An 18,613-nucleotide genomic window follows, 5' to 3' on the forward strand; every position below is an offset into this window, starting at 1 on the left:
ACCGAGGTATTAAGCGCAAGGGAATTGTTCATATCGCGCAGGCATAATGCGTACTTAGAGCAACAGAACTGCGTGAAGCTGGGGTATTTGGGTGGAATTCCGCCGATTCTGACGCGAATTGGCATCGGATGTTTACGTTCTTTGTACAAGTTGAGCGGGAATTCATTCGGGTACAAGCCCAGTTTCAACCAGCATTCCGCGGGCTTTGGCTTCGGGCCAATACCCTTTGGCGTACAGGAAGATTGCCCTTTGCTGATCGCCATCCGAAAGCAACCAGGCGCCGCGCAGATACTTTCCGGCAAATTCCAGATTGGCATCGGCGTCCAGCAGCCCCTGTGCATTTCCGCTGTAGCCCATAGAGCGTGCCGTCGCAGGAAGGATTTGCAACAGTCCATAATAAGGCCGGTTCACAGCCCACGGGCGATGAGTGCTTTCCCGGATCGCCAGCTTGTGTACAAGCTCGCGGGGGACTTCGTAGTGATCCGCCCACTTATTGATCGAGGCCCGTAACTCAGGCGTTTCGTTGGGGTAGAGAGGGGGATCGAATGCGTCTTGCGACACCGTCTCCGGCCCTCCGCAAGCAGCGAAGGGGATCATCAGCATCATGGCCAGAGCGCTGCGGCGCAGGTAAGCGGTCATCTGTGTACTCCGAATTTCAGGGCGCGATGATAGGAAACGAGTGCCCATCTGCAAGTGTAGGCTTGAGATGTGGCCGAAATTTGCCCGTTTTGCGTGTGCATGAAAAAAGGCCGCACAAATCGGTGCGGCCTTTTCGAAATTCGATTGAACCAGATCAGGCTTTGGCTTCGTCTTCTTCAGCCGGAGCTTCTTCGGCAACCAGCTCTTCATCTTCCGAAGCAGCGGAACCGATATCGTCGAACAGTTCGGCGATTTCGAATTCAGCAGCGGCTTCTTCTTCAGCAGCCAGTTCCTGGATCGATTTGCCCGACGCCTGCAGTTCGGCTTCTTCTTCCGAACGGGCGACGTTCATCTTGATTTCAACTTCGACCTCAGGATGCAGTTTGACTGCGAGCGAGTGCAGACCCAGTTCCTTGATCGGTGCGATCAGGGCAATCTGTTTCTTGTCGACGGTGAAACCAGCCTCGGTTGCTGCGTCTGCGGCGTCACGTGGGGTGACCGAACCGTACAGAGCGCCGGCATCCGATGCCGAGCGAATCACGATGAACTGCTGACCATCCAGCTTTTCAGCCAGTGCTTCAGCTTCTTTTTTGGTTTCCAGGTTGCGGGCCTCAAGCTGCGCTTTCTGGGCTTCGAACGAGGCGACGTTTGCCTCGGACGCGCTCAGCGCTTTGCCTTGAGGCAACAGGAAGTTGCGGGCGTAGCCGGGCTTGACGTCAACGACGTCGCCCATCTGACCCAGTTTCGCAACGCGTTCCAGAAGGATAACTTGCATGTCAGTCTCTCCTTACTTCACGGCGTAGGGCAGCAGGGCGAGGAAGCGGGCGCGCTTGATAGCACGGGCCAGTTCACGCTGCTTTTTCGCCGAAACGGCGGTGATGCGGGAAGGTACGATCTTGCCACGCTCAGAGATGTAGCGCTGCAGCAGACGGGTGTCTTTATAGTCGATCTTCGGCGCGTTGTCGCCCGAGAACGGGCAGACCTTGCGGCGGCGGAAAAATGGTTTTGCGGCCATGGTTTATGTCCTTTCGTCAGGCGTTGATCAACGGCGCTCGCGGCGGCCTTCGCGCTCGTCGCGCTTCTGCATTTGGACCGAAGGGCCCTCGGCATGCTCGTCGACCTTGATGGTCAGAACGCGCATAACATCATCATGCAGGCGCATCAGGCGCTCCATTTCCTGAACGGCGCCAGCGGGGGCGTCGGTCTTCAGGAAGGAATAGTGACCCTTGCGGTTTTTGTTGATCTTGTAGGCCATTGTCTTAACGCCCCAGTACTCGCTTTCGACGACGTTACCGCCGTTGTCCGCCAGAACGGTGCCGAAATGTTCGACAAGGCTTTCTGCCTGCGCGTTGGACAGGTCCTGACGCGCGATCATTACATGCTCATACAGCGGCATGTGTACTCCTGTTTCTATCAAGGCGCATTTCATAGGCGGGGCCATTTTGTCCTTCGCGACCCTGCCACGAGAGGCTGCGCGATTCATAAGATTTGCGAAGGATGGCCTCATATACACGTTTGAGCGTGAGGGGCAAGCCCCGCCACAGACGCCTTGGCGGTGTCGTGCTATTAACATCCAATTAACATTGCGCTGCCCAATTCCTGACGCTTTTCGGCTCAAAGTTGTTTTTCATACCGGGGACTATCCGGAATTACCGGACCCAGAACGGCAACCTGAAAAACAGGGTGAGAGAGATGACCGCGATGAATACGAATGCATTCGAAGAGTCCGCAACCTCAGCGAACTATGAGAAATCTGTACCAGTTCTGATCACCTTTGCACCGAACTGGAAGGTTCGGATGGTACTGGCCCGCGTCCTGGGCGCCTTTCTGATCGTGATGGCGTTTTCCATGTGGTTGGTGGCCGGTTCCGCAATGGCCGCCGAAGTCTGGCCAATCAAGCTGGCTGCGTCACTTATGTTTCTGCTGGTCGGGGTTAGCCTGCTGACGATTCAGCTGCTGGATGCCCGCCCGGATGCTTATTTCGATCCGATCCGCCGCGAGGTTCGGGTTCTGCAAAAGAACGAAAACGGCCGCCCGCAGACCGTTCTGCGCCGCAGCTATGACACCTTGGGTGGTGCCCGCTTTGCCGACGATCAGGTCGAATTGTACGATGTCGATGGCAGCCTGCTGATGAAACTGCCGCTGCAATCGGCGGATGTCAGCCGAGCGCTCAAGGGGCAACTCAGTGGAAGCGTAACAATCTTCGCGTGAAATTTATTCTGTTCATCTAGGAACAGAAACTGTTAGAGAATAATACTTGTGTGCTGCCCTTGGGCAGCACATTTTCGTTATCGAGCAACCCATTCGGGTTGCATCCATAATTTTTCGGAGATTGTTATGAAATCCACCCTTCTTGCTGCTGCACTGGCCGTTTCGGCAACTTCGGCGTTTGCCAGCGCCGAGAAATACGTTTTGGACCCCAGCCACAGCCAGGTCGTCTTCAGCTATAACCACCTGGGTTATTCCACCACGACCGGCATGTTCTCGGGCTTCGAAGGCGAGATCATGTTTGACCAAGAAGACCCTGCGGCATCCAGCGTTTCTGTTTCGATGCCCGTGATTGAAATGATCACCGGTTGGAAGCCACGCGAAGATCACTTCATGACCGAAGATTTCTTTGGCGCCGCCGAAGGTGACCTGGTCACCTTTACTTCGACTGGTATCGAAGTCACCGGTGAAAACACGGCCAACATCACCGGCGATCTGACCATGAACGGCGTGACCAAGTCGGTCGTTCTGGATGCCAAGTTGAACCAGGTGTCCGAACACCCAATGGCGAAAAAGCCGTGGGCGGGTTTTGACGCGACCACCACGCTGGTACGCAGCGATTTCGATCTAGGTCAGTTTGCGCCTTTTGTCGGTGACGAAGTCGAAGTCCGGATCTCGGTAGAAGCAGTTAAGGCTGAATAAGTCGCACGCGATCTTCTGAACAAAACCGCCGAGGCACGTCGCCTCGGCGGTTTTTTTATTCGGCTCGTTGCGCGACCAGTTCCACAGAAACTGCAACCACAAAGGCCAGCGAGTCCTCGCCGGGCATGGACTTGCCAACATCAAAATCCAGCCGGTTCAATTCCAACACCCCGGACATCGCGGCGGTGTTGTCCTGAAGATCAAGTGTGAAAGGCAGCACCACATCCATAGTTTTGTCGCGGATGGTCAGCGGACCGCGGGCCTCGTACCCGGTGTCGGTCTTGTAGAGGTCGGCCTTGAACTGGGCGGTCGGGAATTGGGTGCTGTCAAAGAAATCGGCCCCCATGGCCTGATCCGTAACCGTTCCAAGGCTCAGCGAAGGGATCGCGATTGTGACGTCAACTGTACCGGCTAGGCCCGGCTCAGATGGGTCTTCAAAGGCAATTGCTGCGGTCCAATCGGCGAATGTGCCGGTCACTGGGCTGCCCAGTTGGGTGATGGTAATGGACAGTGTGCCTTCTTGCACCTGCCAGTCCGATTGCACCTCGGACAGTTCTGCGGTGTCGGTTGCGGCGGCGGAGTGATCCGAGAATACGCCCGTGGACCAACCACCCAACAGGACCGCACCCCAAATAGCCAGCGCAGCAACAGCGGGTAGGGCAGAGTGATGTTGGTCTGGGGGCTGAGGCACGTCTGAACGGCCGGGCAGCATACGGCGTAGAGTGCTGTCCTTGTCGACCACATGGTGCTTGAGGGCACCTGCGATATGCAGGATTAGTGATCCCGCCAGAACCAGAATGAACAGCCAGTGCAGGCCCGCCGTAACCTCGGCGACATAGGGTGACTTGGGTACGAAGGGCAGATTTTGCCCAAAGGGCCACAGGATCGGGGCGAAACCTTCCGCTGCGGCATGGTGCAGCCAGCCAGTCAGGGGAACCAGAACCAGCGAGGCATAGAGCATCCAGTGTACGACCTCGGCGGCGAAGGCTTCGGGTTTGTTGTCTGCGTTCAACAGGCCGGGCTTGGTCTGGGTCATCGCCCATAAGATGCGGGCCAGCGCGACAAAAAAGACGGTGACCCCGACTGTTTTATGGAGCGAGAACAACTGAACCGCCCGAACAAGGTCCTCTTCGGTGGTGGGGATGGACGGATCATAGATTGCGTGGGCCAGATTGTTGGCGAACCATCCCAGCGGCAGGGCGGTAAAGATCAGCAAGGCGGTCAACCAGTGAAAGGTCTTGGCCACACTGCCATAGCTGGAAAAGGTGTTGGTCGAGGGCATTGGTTGCTCCGTACTGGGGTGGCTGCGTTCAACCTAAAGCCATGGGATCAGGACGCAATAGCGAGCCACGCACAGCAAAAGTGCCAGATTGCAGAGGTCAGGCAGTGCTTGTGCCGCGCCCGCGCACGGTTTACACCCCGCCGCAACCTAACGTCATCCAAGAGGTCGCAATGACACGCGCATTCGTTTTTCCGGGGCAGGGTGCCCAAACTATCGGGATGGGCAAGGCTCTGGCCGAGGCTTATCCGGCTGCTCAGGCTGTGTTCGACGAGGTCGACGAGGCGCTGGGTGAAAAGCTGAGTAGCCTGATCTGGGAAGGTGATATAGCGGATCTGACGCTAACGCAGAACGCGCAGCCTGCGCTTATGGCGACGTCAATGGCGGTGATGCGCGCGCTGGATGCCGAAGGTGTTTCGGTTACTGACGCAGCATTTGTAGCCGGTCACTCGCTGGGTGAGTATTCCGCGCTGGCCGCTGCTGGAGCTTTGTCGGTTGCCGATACTGCCCGCCTGCTGCGCACTCGTGGTCAGGCCATGCAAAGCGCCGTGCCGGTAGGCGAAGGCGCAATGGCTGCCATTTTGGGTTTGGATTTGGACGCCGTCCGCGTCGTGGCCGAGGAAGCCGCGCAGGGCGAAGTCTGTCAGGCCGCAAATGACAATGATCCGACACAAGTCGTGGTTTCAGGCTCCAAAGCCGCCGTAGAGCGTGCTGCCGAGATCGCTAAGGAAAAAGGTGCCAAGCGCGCAGTGATGTTGCCGGTTAGCGCGCCGTTCCATTGCGCTCTGATGCAGCCTGCCGCAGACGTAATGGCAGAGGCGCTGTCAGAGGTTGAAATCAAGGCACCTGCTGTGCCGCTGGTGGCCAATGTGCGGGCCGAGGCGGTCTCGGACCCTAGCCTGATCCGTCAATTGCTGGTCGAGCAGATCACGGGTTCGGTTCGGTGGCGTGAAAGCGTGCAATACATGGCGGCGCAAGGCGTGACCGAGACATGGGAGATTGGCGCAGGTAAAGCGCTGTCAGGTATGGTCCGCAAGATTGATCGGGCCATTGCGGGCAAGGCCGTCAGTACGCCGGAAGACGTGCAAAAGGTCATTCAGGCTGAATCGTAAGTTGAAAGCGTCGCAACGGACGCACCAAGAGGGAAACCGAATGTTTGATTTGACAGGTAAGAACGCGCTGATCACCGGCGCTTCGGGTGGTATCGGGGGCGAAATCGCACGCGCACTGCATGGCGCGGGTGCCACTGTGGGGTTGTCTGGTACGCGGGTCGAACCGCTGCAAGCACTGGCGGATGAGCTGGGTGAGCGCGCGCATGTATTGCCTTGCAACCTGAGCGACCCCGAAGCAGTTGCAGCGCTGCCGAAGCAAGCCGCCGACGCGATGGGATCTGTGGACGTTCTGGTGAATAACGCGGGCATCACGCGGGACAATCTGTTTATGCGGATGTCGGATGACGAATGGCAAAGCGTGATTGACGTGAACCTGACTGCCACAGCAAAGCTGTGCAAAGGCGTATTGCGCGGCATGATGAAGGCGCGTTGGGGTCGGATCATCAACATCTCGTCCGTGGTCGGCGCGACCGGCAATCCGGGTCAGGTCAATTATGCCGCGTCCAAGGCCGGTATGGTCGGTATGACCAAGTCGCTGGCCTATGAGGTCGCAAGCCGCGGAATCACGGCAAACGCAGTGGCCCCGGGATTCATCACAACTGCGATGACGGATAAGCTGACCGACGATCAGAAATCGGGAATTCTGGGTCAGATTCCAGCTGGTCGTATGGGCGAGCCGTCAGAAATTGCTGCGGCAGTTCTGTACCTTGCAAGCCCAGAAGCGGGATATATCACAGGAACGACCTTGCATGTGAACGGCGGTATGGCCATGTTGTGAGCGCACACCGGGGCAGGCGCGAAAGCGTTTGCGTCGGGCGTTGTCTGTGCTATAGGCGGCGCATGTATGCGGGGGTCGGCCAGTGGGTCGGCCTTCTACTTTCCCGGCAATCGGGAAACCAAACCGCCCGGACCGGGCAAAATCAAGCCAGCCTGAGCGGGCAAGGGCAGAACCGGGCGCTACGCCCTGAAATGGAATGAGGAATAGACATGAGCGACGTCGCAGATCGCGTTAAAAAGATCGTTGTTGAGCACCTGGGTGTTGAAGAAGACAAAGTGGCAGAAAACGCTTCCTTCATCGACGATCTGGGCGCAGACAGCCTGGACACTGTTGAGCTGGTCATGGCCTTTGAAGAAGAGTTCGGCATCGAAATCCCCGATGACGCAGCCGAGACCATCCAGACCTTTGGCGACGCCGTCAAATTCATCTCTGAAGCGTCCTAAGCGTTTCAAATCTCTAAAAGCGGCGCTTCTGGGCAACGGAGGCGCCGTTTTTTATGCCCGAAACAAATTCACTCTTGCTTGACGCTTTTCCGCTAAGCACTGTCTGAACAGAGGCAATTTTTTCCGAGCGGGCAGGGCATGATACGATCCACCCCGACGATAAACACGGCACGCTTGATGCTTTGCGCCATGCGTCCCGAAGATTTTAACCGGTTCGCCGAGATCTGGCGCAACCCGTGCATCGTGCGGCATATCGGTGGCAAACCAAGGTCGCGTGGTGAGGCGTGGGATTCATTCCTGCGCAATGCCGGGCACTGGCAGATGGCCGGGTTCGGGCATTGGGCGGTTTTGCAGCAATCGAATCGCCAGATGATCGGTCAGGCTGGTTTTTTCTACGGCAACCGCTCGATGGGTGAAGATTTCGACAGTTACCCCGAAGCCGGATGGATTTTGGTACCCGAAGCGCAGGGGCAGGGTTTGGGAATAGAAGCGGCCCAAGCGGCGCATGATTGGTTCGACCGCATCATGCCTGGGCCCTTGGTTGCAATGGTAAATTCGGCCAATGCCGTCTCGCAGAAACTGGCTGAGAAGCTGGGATATGTGCCGATGCGCGAAGATAAGTACAACGGGTCTGAGGTTGTATTGCTGCGCCGGAATGGCCCTCCGAAACGCCATTAGTTTTCAATCGCGGCAATGCCGCAAAATGTCCTCAGTTTGCCGAAACTGGTAAAATCCGGGATCGGTCCGGTGTGTATGGTACACTGGATTGACATGCGATTGAGCGAAGGAGCGGGCTCATGAGGATTTACCCTACTATGGAACTGCAGAACGGCCGGTGCGTGACGCTGGACAAGGGCCGTCTGGACAATGCCATGATCTGGCACGTGGACCCGGTTGAAACAGCGCGCAGCTGGTCGGCCGCCGGGGCCGAATGGATGCAGCTGACGGATTTCGACGCGATCGAAGGCCGTGACACCAATGCCGAGCTGGTGGAGGAAATCATCCGCTCGGCTGAAATGCCGGTGCAATTGGCCGGTGGGATGCGCGCGCGCGAACATGTCGAACATTGGATCGACAAAGGGGCCGGGCGGGTCGTCATCGGTACCTTGGCTGCGCGCGACCCGATCTTGGTAAAGGAATTGGCCAAGTTTTATCCGGATCAGATCGTTCTGGCGGTTGATGTCTGGCAGGGCTTTGTCATGACCGAAGGTTGGCGCAGTCAAAGCGCCTTTACCCCCGAAGCCTTTATCGAAGCGTTCGCGGACACCCCGTTCGCGGGTATTGTGGTGACGGATATCGACAGTGACATGGAAGATGTTGAAGCGCAGTTGGGGCTGATCTCGGGTCTTGCGGAAAAGTCCCGTACCCCCGTTATCGCCAGCGGTGTGGTGCGCACGGCGGACGATATCTCGCGCTTGGCCTATATCCACAACATCTCGGGCGCGATTGTCGGGCGGGCGCTGTTCCGCAAATCGCTGAGCCTGGAAGATGCGCTGGAAGTTGCCAAAACCGCGCACGAGCCCGTGGCGCAGTTCCAGTAAAAGACAAGTCACCCGGAAATCGCCTTTTGCCCCGCGCGGGCAGAAGGCGGTTTTTCATTTCTGAACCCTTCCAAGGGTGACAGGCGGATTTTCTATCGGTTTTGGCGGGATGATGCCGGAAGGGATTGCGCCGTGGCTCTTGCCCCCGGCCCCCACGCCGGGGTATGAGCGGTTCTCAAATAGGAAGCAGGCAAGAGGCATTTCATGCGCAGAGTCGTTGTAACCGGTCTGGGATTGGTCACTCCGTTGGCCAGTGGGGTCGAGGAAAGCTGGTCACGGCTGCTGGACGGAGAATCCGGTGCGGGCCCGATCACGCAGTTCGATGCTGAGGCGAGCGGGGTCACCACGACCTATGCCTGCGAAGTGCCCCGTGGCGATGGTACGAACGGGACGTTCAATCCCGACGATTGGATGCCACCGAAAGAGCAGCGCAAGATCGAGGACTTTATCCTGTATTCCATCGCTGCGGCTGATATGGCCTGCCAGGATGCGAATTGGCTGCCTGAGAATGAAGAAGATCGCCTGCGCACTGGGGTTCTGATCGGCTCGGGTATCGGTGGACTGGGTTCTATCGCGAACACGGCCAATCTGATCCGTGACAAGGGTCCGCGCCGCGTGTCGCCCTTCTTTATCCCTGGCGCGCTGATTAACTTGGCCTCGGGTCAGGTCTCGATCCGTCATGGGTTCAAAGGGCCGAACCATTCGGTTGTTACCGCCTGTTCGACCGGCGCACATGCCATTGGCGATGCCAGCCGTATCATCCGTGCCGGTGACGCGGATGTCATGGTTGCAGGTGGCGGTGAGGGTTGCATCTGTGAGATTGGCATTGCGGGCTTTAACGCGTGCAAGGCGCTGTCGACCAAGTATGCCGACGACCCTAAGAAAGCCAGCCGCCCTTATGACGTCGACCGCGACGGGTTCGTAATGGGTGAAGGCGCAGGCATTGTCGTGCTGGAAGAATACGAACATGCCAAGGCGCGCGGTGCGAAGATTTACGCCGAGGTTCTGGGCTATGGCATGTCCGGTGACGCCTATCACATCACCGCACCGTCCGAGGACGGCGACGGGGCAGAACGTTCCATGAAAGCCGCGCTGCGCAGTGCCGGGCTAGAGCCAAAGGATCTGGATTATATCAACGCGCATGGGACTTCGACCATGGCGGATACGATCGAGCTGGGCGCGGTGGAGCGTCTGTTGGGCGATCATGCGGGCAACGCAACCATGTCTTCGACCAAATCGGCCACGGGTCACTTGCTGGGCGCGGCTGGCGCGATCGAGGCGATCTTCTCGATCCTGGCGATCCGCGATCAGGTGGCTCCGCCGACGATAAACCTGGACAACCCGGCGGTTGAGACACCGATTGACCTGGCGCCGAATGCCAAACGCGAGCGTGAGATCAACGTGGCCTTGTCGAATTCGTTCGGGTTTGGCGGCACCAATGCCAGCGTGATCTTCGGAAAGGCCAGCTAAATGTGGCGGGCTTTGGCATCAAACGCGCTGACCATCCTGGTGGTCGGCCTGTTTTTGATCGGCGGTCTGATCCTTTGGGGGCAATCGCAGTACAAGGCCGAAGGCCCGCTGGACACCGCCATGTGCCTACAGGTGAAAAGCGGCTCGAACATGACTCGCGTCAGCCAGCAGCTTGCAGATGAGGGTGCCATCAGCAGCGCCATGATCTTCCGGATGGGTGCGGATTACACTGACAAGGCGCAGCAGCTGAAAGCGGGCAGTTTTCTGGTTCGCGAAGGCGCATCGATGGCGCAGATCATCGACGATATCACCAGCAGCGGTGCCAGCACCTGTGGATCCGAGATTGAATATCGCGTTGGTGTCACACGGGTACAAACCCGCGTGCGAGAGCTGAACCCGGCCACCTTGGAGTTTGTCGAAATTGCGAGTTTCGAGGCTGGTGAAGAGGAAGCCCCTGCTGAATACGTTGAAAAACGTCAGGACTCCGATACGCGGTATCGTGTTTCGGTGGCTGAGGGCGTGACCTCTTGGCAGGTGGTCGAGGCGCTTAAGGGCATTGACGCCCTGACCGGTGAGGTGTCCGAAATTCCGGCCGAGGGCATGTTGGCGCCCGACAGCTATGAGCTGGCCCCAGGTGATGACCGGGCCGCTGTGTTACAGGACATGCAGGCGAAGCAACAGTTGCGGATCAACGCGGTTTGGGAAAGCCGGCAGAACGATTTGCCGATTAGCAGCCCAGAGGAGATGTTGATCCTTGCCTCGATTATCGAGAAAGAGACCGGCGTTCCACATGAGCGCGGCCAAGTGGCCAGCGTCTTTGTCAACCGGCTTGAGAATGGCATGAAGCTGCAGACAGACCCGACTGTGATCTATGGTGTCACCAAGGGGCAAGGCGTGCTGGGTCGTGGTTTGCGTCGTAGTGAGTTGCGCCGTGCAACCCCTTGGAATACCTATGTGATTGACGGTTTGCCGCCCACACCAATCGCCAATCCCGGCCTCGCGAGCCTTGAGGCCGCGGTGGCGCCGGAGGATACAGACTATGTGTTCTTCGTTGCGGATGGTACTGGCGGGCACGCGTTTGCGGAAACTCTGGATGAGCACAACCGCAACGTCGCCAAATGGCGAGAAATAGAAGCTGAGAGAAACAGCTCGAGCAACTAAGAAAAGGGCCGCGTCGAAAAACGCGGCCCTTTCTTTTTCTTATGCAGCGGGACGTCTGCGGGGGCGGCGACGTTTTGACGACGCAGGTTTTGACGTCGAGTTCGCTCCGTGCGGTTTGCGCCCCCGGAACCCACCACGATTGCGCGGTTTTTTGGGCTCGGCGTATTCAGGCATGGTACCGCTGGCGACCGGAATTTCGATCTTCATCAGCTTTTGGATCTGCAATAGCTGGTCCAGCTCATCCGGTGCGCAGAAGGCAATGGCTTCGCCTTCACGACCGGCGCGGGCTGTGCGGCCAATGCGATGGACATAATTGTCTGGCACCTCGGGCAGGTCATAGTTGATCACATAGGCAACGCCGGGAATGTCGATGCCACGCGCGGCCACGTCGGTGGCAACCAGCACGTTGATCTCACCGGCGCGGAACGCCTTGATTGCGCGATCGCGCTGTCCTTGGCTTTTATTTCCGTGGATCGATGCCGCGTTGAAGCCATCGGCCACGAGACCTTTCATCAGCTTTTCAGCACCGTGTTTGGTGCGGGAGAAGACCAACGTCAGGGCGTCCATGTCAGCGGACAGAATTTCGCGCAGTTTTTGCGGCTTTTCGCCCCGGCTGAGGAAATGCACAGACTGCGTAATCTTGTCGGCTGCCTTGCCCGGGGGGGAAACCTGCACCCTCTGCGGGTTGGTCAGGTAGGATTGGCTAAGCTCCTCCATCTGTTTCGGCATTGTGGCCGAGAACAACATGGTTTGACGCGGTGTGCCCAGTGCAGGTGCGATTTTACGCAGGGCGTGGATAAAGCCCATGTCCAACATCTGGTCAGCTTCATCCAACACCAGATGACGCACTGAACTGAGGTCAACGGCACCGCGCTCCATCAGATCGATCAGGCGCCCCGGAGTGGCAACCAGAATATCGGTACCTCGCGACAGGAACGAGATCTGTTTGCCAATGGATTGTCCGCCAACCACAGTGGCCACGCGCAGTTTCGTCTTTTGCGTCAGATTGCGCAGGCTTTCCGCGATCTGGTTCACCAGTTCGCGGGTGGGGGCGAGGATCAAAGCCTTCACCGTTTTCGGCGCAGGTTTGCCCGGTTGCGCCAGCAGATGATCAATCAGAGGCAAGCCAAAGGCCAAGGTCTTGCCGGTGCCAGTCTGGGCCAGCCCAAGAATATCATGCCCGTTCAGCGCCAGCGGAATGGCCTGGTTTTGTATCGGCGTAGGTTGGGTAAAATTGGCGCGTTTCAGCGCATCGTTCAGGGCGGGCGCGAGGCCCAGCATGTCAAAGTCGAACAAATAACTATCCTTTGCAGCCCTCGGTATTAACCCAAAGGCAAGTCGTCACGGGCCGCATCTGCGACCGGCAGGGGTTGTACGAGACCTCGGGAAATGCAGGCGGCTCCTGCACCATCCGGTCGTCGCATCAAGAACCCTGCGTGATGGGGAACTATGGGTGGATCGGGCGCTGTGGGGCTGTTGATGGCCCGAATGCTCACGCGGCAGCGCTGTTTCATGGGCACATGCGGGTTGAGAGGTCGAATGTCAAGCTATTGGGCAGGGTTTTCTATGTCCTGTACGACGGTGTTGCTTGATTACTGACCCAACCCGACGGCCTGATGGATGGCAAAACCGGTTTTGACCGCGCGATAGGTCGGGAAGGGCATCCGCCCCGAGGTCTCGATATCGCGCTGGATCCAGTCGTGATTCTCTAACTGATGCAATGAGGCGGATAAGGCACGATCGGTGATGGTGATCAGATCCGACCTGATCGCTGAAAAGCGATGCGGGGTGCCGGTTAGGGCCAGGATGGGAACGGTCCACGACTTTCGAAGAAGCTTGTGCGTGGCGTCATCCGGGGCAACCTGAATGATCGCGCTGGCGATACGCGCGGCTTGGGTGCCTGCGGGGGTGAGGCGAAACTCGGGGCGTAGGGGATGGCCATGGCCGGGGTTGCGCTCGAGCAGTTCGAGTTGGACGAGGTGATCGAGACTGGCCGCGAAGGCCGTTCGACTGGCGCTGGTTGCGGCGAGTAAAGGGGCTTGTCGCCCAGAAACACCGGAATGCATCAGCGCCAGAATGTTCAGTGACCATGCGCGGGAGGTGAGCTTGACAAGTAGAGCCATGTCCATAAAGTATAGTAACTATATTTAAATACAAAGGAAAGTTCAATGCCGCATGTTTCGTTAAAAAACACGATCACGTTTGCGATTTCAGTCAGGGATCGTCACGCCAGTGCGGATTGGTATCGTGACATGCTTGGGTTCGAACTTGCCCATCACATCGATGAAGCCGGGTGGAGCGAAATGCGCACCAATGTGGACGGAGTGACATTGGGTCTGGGAGAACAAGCCGAGCCGTCACCGGGTAATTGCGTTCCGGTCTATGAAGTTGGTGATATTGCCACGGCGCGTGGTGCGCTGGAAGCTGCCGGGGTGGCGTTTGATGGCCCGACGGAAACGATCGAGGGGATGGTCAGCACGGCCACATTCTATGATCCGGATCGCAATGCGATGATGCTGGCGCAAGATTTGACGGGCGGTTAATCTTAATACAGCGTACGATTGTTGTTGCGTTCGATGTTGCGTAACACATTGACTTTGCGTGCTTAATTACGTAGAAGTTATGTCATGCTAGAAGAGGTGGGCCACGGCCCCGGGGCGACCCGGTGGCCGTTTTTCATTTCTCTCGTGCGGAGAAAACTCACGCATGAGGTCACAGGCAAACATGACTTTGATTACCCCGGAAGAGCGGATTTCTCAGACGGCTGACTTGTTGCAGTCCCTTGAAAGATCCATTCGCGATCTGCGCCAAGCAGCGGAAGAACTGCGCCAGCAGATTGGTGCCGGGGAGGATGCAGACCTTGCCGGAGCAGGCAAGCAACTGGGGCAGCTAGAGGGGCTGATCCGAAGTTGTCAGAAAGTGGAGACAAGCTTTGTCGAACAACATCACAGACAAGCCGGAATTGCCCAAGGAGGGTATGCGATCGACCTTGAGCGCGCTCGATTTGAAATCGGGTGCAGGTTGGCTCGCCTCCGCAGATGCTGCGGTTCGGGAGAGATTTCTGAGTGAGATCGGGGAGGGGGGGCTGTGTGCCCTCCCTTTCCTGTTTGAGTTTTGGGCGCTGCCGCATCAGTTGCCGCCCGAGGGTGATTGGCGATGCTGGGTGATCATGGGTGGACGTGGCGCGGGCAAGACACGGGCTGGATCCGAATGGGTGCGGTCGATGGTCGAGGGGGCGAAACCGCTGGATCGGGGTGAGGCCCGCCGTGTGGCTTTGGTTGGAGAGACCTTCGATCAGGTGCGCGATGTCATGATTTTTGGTGACAGCGGGATATTGCGATGTTCGCCCCCGGACAGGCGACCCAGTTGGAAGGCATCTGAACGCAAGTTGATCTGGCCCAATGGGGCTGAGGCACAGGCATTTTCGGCAAATGATCCCGAAGGGTTGCGGGGACCCCAGTTCGATGCAGCTTGGGTGGATGAGCTGGCCAAATGGAAAAAGGCCGGAGAAACCTGGGATATGCTGCAATTTGCGCTGAGATTGGGTGAACGGCCGCGGGTCTGTGTGACGACCACGCCGCGGAATGTGAAGGTTTTGAAGGAGTTGCTGGCGTCGCCTTCAACGGTGCACACGCACGCGCCGACCGAGGCGAACCGGGCAAATCTGGCCGCATCGTTTCTGGACGAAGTGCGCGCGCGCTATGCAGGCACGCGGCTGGGACGGCAGGAGTTGGATGGCGTATTGCTGTCGGATGCCGAGGGGGCGCTCTGGACCGGTTCGATGCTCGAGGCGGCACGGTGCGCGCAGGTGCCCGAATTGGATCGCATCGTGGTGGCGCTGGACCCGGCTGTGACGTCTGGTTCAGATGCGGATGCCTGCGGGATCGTGGTCGTGGGGGCTCAGGTGCAGGGGTCGCCCGAGGAGTGGCGCGCCTATGTGCTGGCCGACCGCACGGTTCAGGGCGTTGGCCCAGCTGGTTGGGCGCAGGCGGCGATTGACGCAATGGATGAGTTCGGGGCCGAGCGTCTGGTGGCCGAGGTCAATCAGGGCGGGCAGCTTGTAGAAGAGGTCGTGCGGCAGGTGGACCCTCTGGTGCCCTATCGCGCGGTTCGGGCCTCCCGCGGCAAGGTCGCCCGGGCCGAGCCTGTGGCGGCGCTGTACGAACAGGGGCGTGTGGCGCATGTCTCGGGGTTGGATGCGCTGGAGGAACAGATGTGCCAGATGACCGCGCAAGGCTTTGAAGGGCAGGGCTCGCCCGACCGGGTCGACGCGCTGGTCTGGGCGCTGCATGAGCTGGTGGTGGGGCCTGCGGGGGCCTATCGGCGGCCTAGGGTGCGGAGTCTGTGACGCATGGTATCATCCGTCACCGGGCTTGGATTTTTGGTGGGAAGGTCGGTTGGAATGTTGACCTAGCAGACCGATAGAGTTAGCGATGAAACCCATATGCGGAGAGTATTCATCATTGAGGAATTGTACCGAAGTGACTAAAAATAATAGTGTTTTTTTGTTTGTTGGGCTTGTGCTGCAAGCGGCATGCGTAGACACCACACCTGACGAAAGTTATGTACCTTCGAAGCAATCTCTGACCACTTTTGGACCCTATGAGGTTCGACAGCACTCAGACCAACCGCTGACCACGCGGGTGAGAAATGCGTTTGACCAAGCTGTGAGCCAAGGAGACGGAGCGTTTGGAGCGTTTTACATTCGACCGGATGGCGGCTCTTGGGCAGTAGTGACAGGTCGGTATTCAGAGCATGACGCAAAACGAATGGCGAAGATCGACTGTGAGATCGTGTCTCGACAGGATTGTATCCTCTACGCTACGTTTGTTCCTCAAGATAAACCTACAGCATCCACAATACCCAATGCGCACAAAAGTGAATTGGCCAAGGCAAAACGAGACACAGTGTCGGGTAATTACCTAGCGGTTGCAAACAACCCAGCAGGCTACACAGGATTTGGCGTCAATTATACCTCCCAAGTAGAGGCGGAAAACAGTGCAATGAAAGCTTGCGCTGAAGCGACCCAAACAGGTCTGGCAAACGAAATAGCTCGATTCAGATTAGCCTACGAGTCGGCTGGATTGCTGAGATGTAAAATTTTTGGTGTTTATCGTTAACAAGCTTTGATAACTTGTCATTCTTATCGGCTTTGTCCACGAATTGACGGTCTGAAGTCGTGACCGATCTGGATCGAGGCGCCAGGTCGAGAATGCCGTTGCCCACCCCCCGTACGCCCCATTCCCAATCCTTAAACTTCTTTCCGTCATAACTCCTTTCAACAAGCCGGGCAGAGCAGCGGCAGAAAGGAGAACAGATGGTATTCGATTTCTTGCGCCGTGGATCAGCTGGAGAAGCGCCCGAGGCGAAGGCGAGCGCGGCGGGGCCTGTGGTGGCGTGGCAGACGGGCGGGCGCGTGGCGTGGAGCCCTCGTGATGCGGTGTCACTGACGCGGACGGGATTTTCTGGGAACCCGGTGGGGTTTCGATCCGTCAAGTTGATTGCCGAGGCGGCGGCGGCTCTACCTCTGGTGTTGCAGGATCAGGCGCAGCGCTATGATGTACATCCGATCCTGAGCCTCATGCGTCGTCCGAATGCGGCGCAGGGGCGGGCGGAATTGATGGAGGCCTTGTTCGGGCAGTTGCTGCTGTCGGGTAATGCCTATGTCGAGGCAGTGCAGGCCGAGGAAGGCCTGCCGGTTGAGCTGCACGTCCTGCGCTCGGACCGGATGAGCGTAGTGCCGGGGGCGGATGGGTGGCCCAAGGCTTATGATTATACGGCGGGGGGCAAAACGCATCGGTTTGCTGCGGATGTCATCTGCCATATCAAATCTTTCCACCCGCAAGACGACCACTATGGGTTCTCGCCGATGCAGGCGGCAGCGATGGCGATTGATGTGCATAACAGCGCGTCTCGGTGGTCGAAATCGCTGTTGGACAATGCGGCGCGGCCTTCGGGGGCGCTGGTCTGGAAAGGGGATGGCCATGGGGTGATGGCCGAGGATCAGTTCCGGCGTCTGTCAGACGAGATTGAGCAGAACTATCGCGGGGCGCGCAATGCTGGTCGTCCGATGGTTCTGGAAGGGGGGCTGGATTGGAAGCCGATGGGCTTTTCCCCTTCGGACATGGAGTTTCAAAAGACCAAGGAAGCCGCCGCCCGCGAGATCGCGCTGGCCTTTGGGGTCCCGCCAATGTTGCTGGGAATTCAGGGCGACGCGACCTATTCGAACTATCAGGAGGCCAACCGGGCGTTTTATCGCCTGACCGTTCTGCCCCTGGTGACGCGGGTGGCGGCGGCAGTGTCAGAGTGGCTCTCGGGCTTTTCTGGCGAGGATTTGATGCTGAAACCCGATCTGGATCAGGTGCCCGCGTTGGCTACCGAACGTGATGCGCAGTGGACCCGCGTCAGCCGAGCCGATTTCCTGACAGATGCCGAGAAGCGGTCTTTACTGGGGTTGCCGGCACTGGCGGAGGATGCGGATGGCTGAAGGGTATCCGCCATTCGATTGCGCGCCGGGCTTGCGTCTGGCTGCGCATGAACGGGTGGCCGAGATTCAGCATGTGCACCTGTGCAAGCGGTTGGATCAGATCGAAGAAATGATGGAGCGGTTAGAGCGCCGGTTGTGGCTGACGGTCTACGGTGTGGCCGCAGTGATCCTGGCACAAGCGTTTCAGTCGTTTTTGTCGGTAACGCCATGAGTTCAGGGGCTTACGAGGAGTTGTTCATGGATTTGGAGCATAAGTTTGCGCGGTTCGGCTATGGGCTGTCTGTGTCCGAGGATGCAGTGATCGAAGGCTATGCCAGCCTGTTCGGTCAGGTCGATCAGGGCCGTGATGTGGTGCAAAAAGGCGCCTATCGTGCATCACTGGATGGGCTGGTGAAGGCTGGTCAGCGAGTTAAGATGCTGTGGCAGCACGACCCGGCGCAACCAATCGGCGTTTGGGACGAAGTGCGCGAAGACGATAAGGGCCTGTGGGTCAAGGGGCGTCTGCTGGAAAGCACACAAAAGGGTCGTGAGGCGGCGGAGTTGATCCGGGCGGGTGCGATGGATGGTCTGTCGATTGGCTATCGCACTAAGCGCGCCGTGAAGAATGACAAGGGCCAGCGGGTCCTGACGGAACTGGAGCTTTGGGAGGTGTCGCTTGTGACTTTCCCGATGCTGCCCAGTGCGCGGGTGGCGGCAAAGGGGGCGACCCTGGATGCCGAAGAAACCCTGCGCAGTATTGCCGAGGTGTTCAACGACGCCCGGCAGGAGCTGGCGCGACCCTAGCGCGCCTCAA

General features: G+C 58.2%; 22 protein-coding genes. 15 read left to right on the top strand and 7 right to left on the bottom strand.

The window, feature by feature from the left end:
• Nucleotides 1-162: 162 nt before the first annotated feature.
• From ACR0AJ_RS06410 to rpsF, 4 genes are all read right to left on the bottom strand, one after another.
• On the bottom strand, nucleotides 163-603 hold the full coding sequence (locus tag ACR0AJ_RS06410; protein ID WP_170349429.1) for a lytic transglycosylase domain-containing protein: 441 nt from the start codon (nucleotides 601-603) through the stop codon (nucleotides 163-165).
• Between the two features lie 190 nt (nucleotides 604-793).
• Nucleotides 794-1,414 (bottom strand): 50S ribosomal protein L9, encoded by a 621-nt coding sequence (gene rplI, locus ACR0AJ_RS06415; protein ID WP_170349079.1) that lies wholly within the window; start codon nucleotides 1,412-1,414, stop codon nucleotides 794-796.
• Nucleotides 1,415-1,426: 12 nt separating this feature from the next.
• Complete coding sequence (gene rpsR / locus ACR0AJ_RS06420) at nucleotides 1,427-1,654, bottom strand: 30S ribosomal protein S18 (RefSeq protein WP_005982441.1); 228 nt, start codon at nucleotides 1,652-1,654, stop codon at nucleotides 1,427-1,429.
• A gap of 27 nt (nucleotides 1,655-1,681) precedes the next feature.
• Entirely contained in the window at nucleotides 1,682-2,035 is a 354-nt protein-coding gene (gene rpsF / locus ACR0AJ_RS06425) for a 30S ribosomal protein S6 (protein ID WP_170349078.1), read from the bottom strand.
• A 305-nt stretch (nucleotides 2,036-2,340) separates the two neighbouring features.
• Between rpsF and ACR0AJ_RS06430 the strand changes: the two genes are divergently transcribed.
• Together ACR0AJ_RS06430 and ACR0AJ_RS06435 are read left to right on the top strand one after the other, a co-directional pair.
• A complete protein-coding gene (locus ACR0AJ_RS06430; protein WP_226688309.1) occupies nucleotides 2,341-2,850 on the top strand; it encodes a hypothetical protein in 510 nt (169 codons plus the stop codon).
• A gap of 126 nt (nucleotides 2,851-2,976) precedes the next feature.
• Nucleotides 2,977-3,549 (top strand): YceI family protein, encoded by a 573-nt coding sequence (locus ACR0AJ_RS06435; protein ID WP_170349076.1) that lies wholly within the window; start codon nucleotides 2,977-2,979, stop codon nucleotides 3,547-3,549.
• Between the two features lie 55 nt (nucleotides 3,550-3,604).
• Here ACR0AJ_RS06435 and ACR0AJ_RS06440 read toward each other — a convergent pair whose 3' ends face one another.
• Complete coding sequence (locus tag ACR0AJ_RS06440; RefSeq protein ID WP_170359013.1) at nucleotides 3,605-4,831, bottom strand: cytochrome b/b6 domain-containing protein; 1,227 nt, start codon at nucleotides 4,829-4,831, stop codon at nucleotides 3,605-3,607.
• Between the two features lie 170 nt (nucleotides 4,832-5,001).
• On the opposite strand from ACR0AJ_RS06440, the gene fabD reads away from it, so the two are divergent.
• The 7 genes from fabD (at nucleotide 5,002) to mltG (ending at nucleotide 11,333) form a co-directional block, all read left to right on the top strand.
• On the top strand, nucleotides 5,002-5,940 hold the full coding sequence (fabD, locus tag ACR0AJ_RS06445; RefSeq protein ID WP_170349074.1) for an ACP S-malonyltransferase: 939 nt from the start codon (nucleotides 5,002-5,004) through the stop codon (nucleotides 5,938-5,940).
• Nucleotides 5,941-5,980: 40 nt separating this feature from the next.
• Nucleotides 5,981-6,718, top strand: coding sequence for a 3-oxoacyl-[acyl-carrier-protein] reductase (fabG, locus tag ACR0AJ_RS06450; protein ID WP_480740396.1), 738 nt, complete (start codon nucleotides 5,981-5,983; stop codon nucleotides 6,716-6,718).
• Between the two features lie 209 nt (nucleotides 6,719-6,927).
• The gene (locus ACR0AJ_RS06455; protein ID WP_008756330.1) at nucleotides 6,928-7,161 is read left to right on the top strand and encodes an acyl carrier protein; all 234 of its coding nucleotides are present in this window, start codon (nucleotides 6,928-6,930) and stop codon (nucleotides 7,159-7,161) included.
• Between the two features lie 138 nt (nucleotides 7,162-7,299).
• The gene (locus tag ACR0AJ_RS06460; protein ID WP_170349072.1) at nucleotides 7,300-7,839 is read left to right on the top strand and encodes a GNAT family N-acetyltransferase; all 540 of its coding nucleotides are present in this window, start codon (nucleotides 7,300-7,302) and stop codon (nucleotides 7,837-7,839) included.
• A gap of 119 nt (nucleotides 7,840-7,958) precedes the next feature.
• A complete protein-coding gene (locus ACR0AJ_RS06465; protein ID WP_170349071.1) occupies nucleotides 7,959-8,702 on the top strand; it encodes a 1-(5-phosphoribosyl)-5-[(5-phosphoribosylamino)methylideneamino]imidazole-4-carboxamide isomerase in 744 nt (247 codons plus the stop codon).
• Between the two features lie 204 nt (nucleotides 8,703-8,906).
• Nucleotides 8,907-10,172, top strand: coding sequence for a beta-ketoacyl-ACP synthase II (gene fabF / locus ACR0AJ_RS06470; protein WP_170349070.1), 1,266 nt, complete (start codon nucleotides 8,907-8,909; stop codon nucleotides 10,170-10,172).
• On the top strand, nucleotides 10,173-11,333 hold the full coding sequence (gene mltG, locus ACR0AJ_RS06475) for an endolytic transglycosylase MltG (RefSeq protein ID WP_480647040.1): 1,161 nt from the start codon (nucleotides 10,173-10,175) through the stop codon (nucleotides 11,331-11,333).
• Nucleotides 11,334-11,372: 39 nt separating this feature from the next.
• Here mltG and ACR0AJ_RS06480 read toward each other — a convergent pair whose 3' ends face one another.
• Together ACR0AJ_RS06480 and ACR0AJ_RS06485 are read right to left on the bottom strand one after the other, a co-directional pair.
• A complete protein-coding gene (locus tag ACR0AJ_RS06480; RefSeq protein ID WP_170505521.1) occupies nucleotides 11,373-12,629 on the bottom strand; it encodes a DEAD/DEAH box helicase in 1,257 nt (418 codons plus the stop codon).
• 296 nt (nucleotides 12,630-12,925) lie between these two features.
• Complete coding sequence (locus ACR0AJ_RS06485; protein ID WP_368040133.1) at nucleotides 12,926-13,456, bottom strand: winged helix-turn-helix transcriptional regulator; 531 nt, start codon at nucleotides 13,454-13,456, stop codon at nucleotides 12,926-12,928.
• Between the two features lie 45 nt (nucleotides 13,457-13,501).
• Here ACR0AJ_RS06485 and ACR0AJ_RS06490 point away from each other — a divergent pair, with 45 nt between their 5' ends.
• From ACR0AJ_RS06490 to ACR0AJ_RS06515, 6 genes are all read left to right on the top strand, one after another.
• Nucleotides 13,502-13,876, top strand: coding sequence for a VOC family protein (locus ACR0AJ_RS06490; RefSeq protein WP_170349066.1), 375 nt, complete (start codon nucleotides 13,502-13,504; stop codon nucleotides 13,874-13,876).
• Between the two features lie 434 nt (nucleotides 13,877-14,310).
• Nucleotides 14,311-15,681 (top strand): DNA-packaging protein, encoded by a 1,371-nt coding sequence (locus ACR0AJ_RS06495; RefSeq protein ID WP_480740554.1) that lies wholly within the window; start codon nucleotides 14,311-14,313, stop codon nucleotides 15,679-15,681.
• A 133-nt stretch (nucleotides 15,682-15,814) separates the two neighbouring features.
• Complete coding sequence (locus tag ACR0AJ_RS06500; RefSeq protein WP_480740399.1) at nucleotides 15,815-16,453, top strand: hypothetical protein; 639 nt, start codon at nucleotides 15,815-15,817, stop codon at nucleotides 16,451-16,453.
• Between the two features lie 197 nt (nucleotides 16,454-16,650).
• The gene (locus tag ACR0AJ_RS06505) at nucleotides 16,651-17,820 is read left to right on the top strand and encodes a phage portal protein (RefSeq protein ID WP_480740401.1); all 1,170 of its coding nucleotides are present in this window, start codon (nucleotides 16,651-16,653) and stop codon (nucleotides 17,818-17,820) included.
• Nucleotides 17,813-18,031 (top strand): GTA head formation protein, RCAP_rcc01685 family, encoded by a 219-nt coding sequence (locus tag ACR0AJ_RS06510; protein ID WP_480740402.1) that lies wholly within the window; start codon nucleotides 17,813-17,815, stop codon nucleotides 18,029-18,031. The genes ACR0AJ_RS06505 and ACR0AJ_RS06510 overlap by 8 nt, the downstream gene beginning before the upstream one ends.
• A gap of 26 nt (nucleotides 18,032-18,057) precedes the next feature.
• On the top strand, nucleotides 18,058-18,603 hold the full coding sequence (locus ACR0AJ_RS06515) for an HK97 family phage prohead protease (protein ID WP_170349062.1): 546 nt from the start codon (nucleotides 18,058-18,060) through the stop codon (nucleotides 18,601-18,603).
• The last annotated feature ends 10 nt before the right edge of the window (nucleotides 18,604-18,613 follow it).

It is taken from the genome of Ruegeria sp. CJ9, from assembly GCF_056536625.1.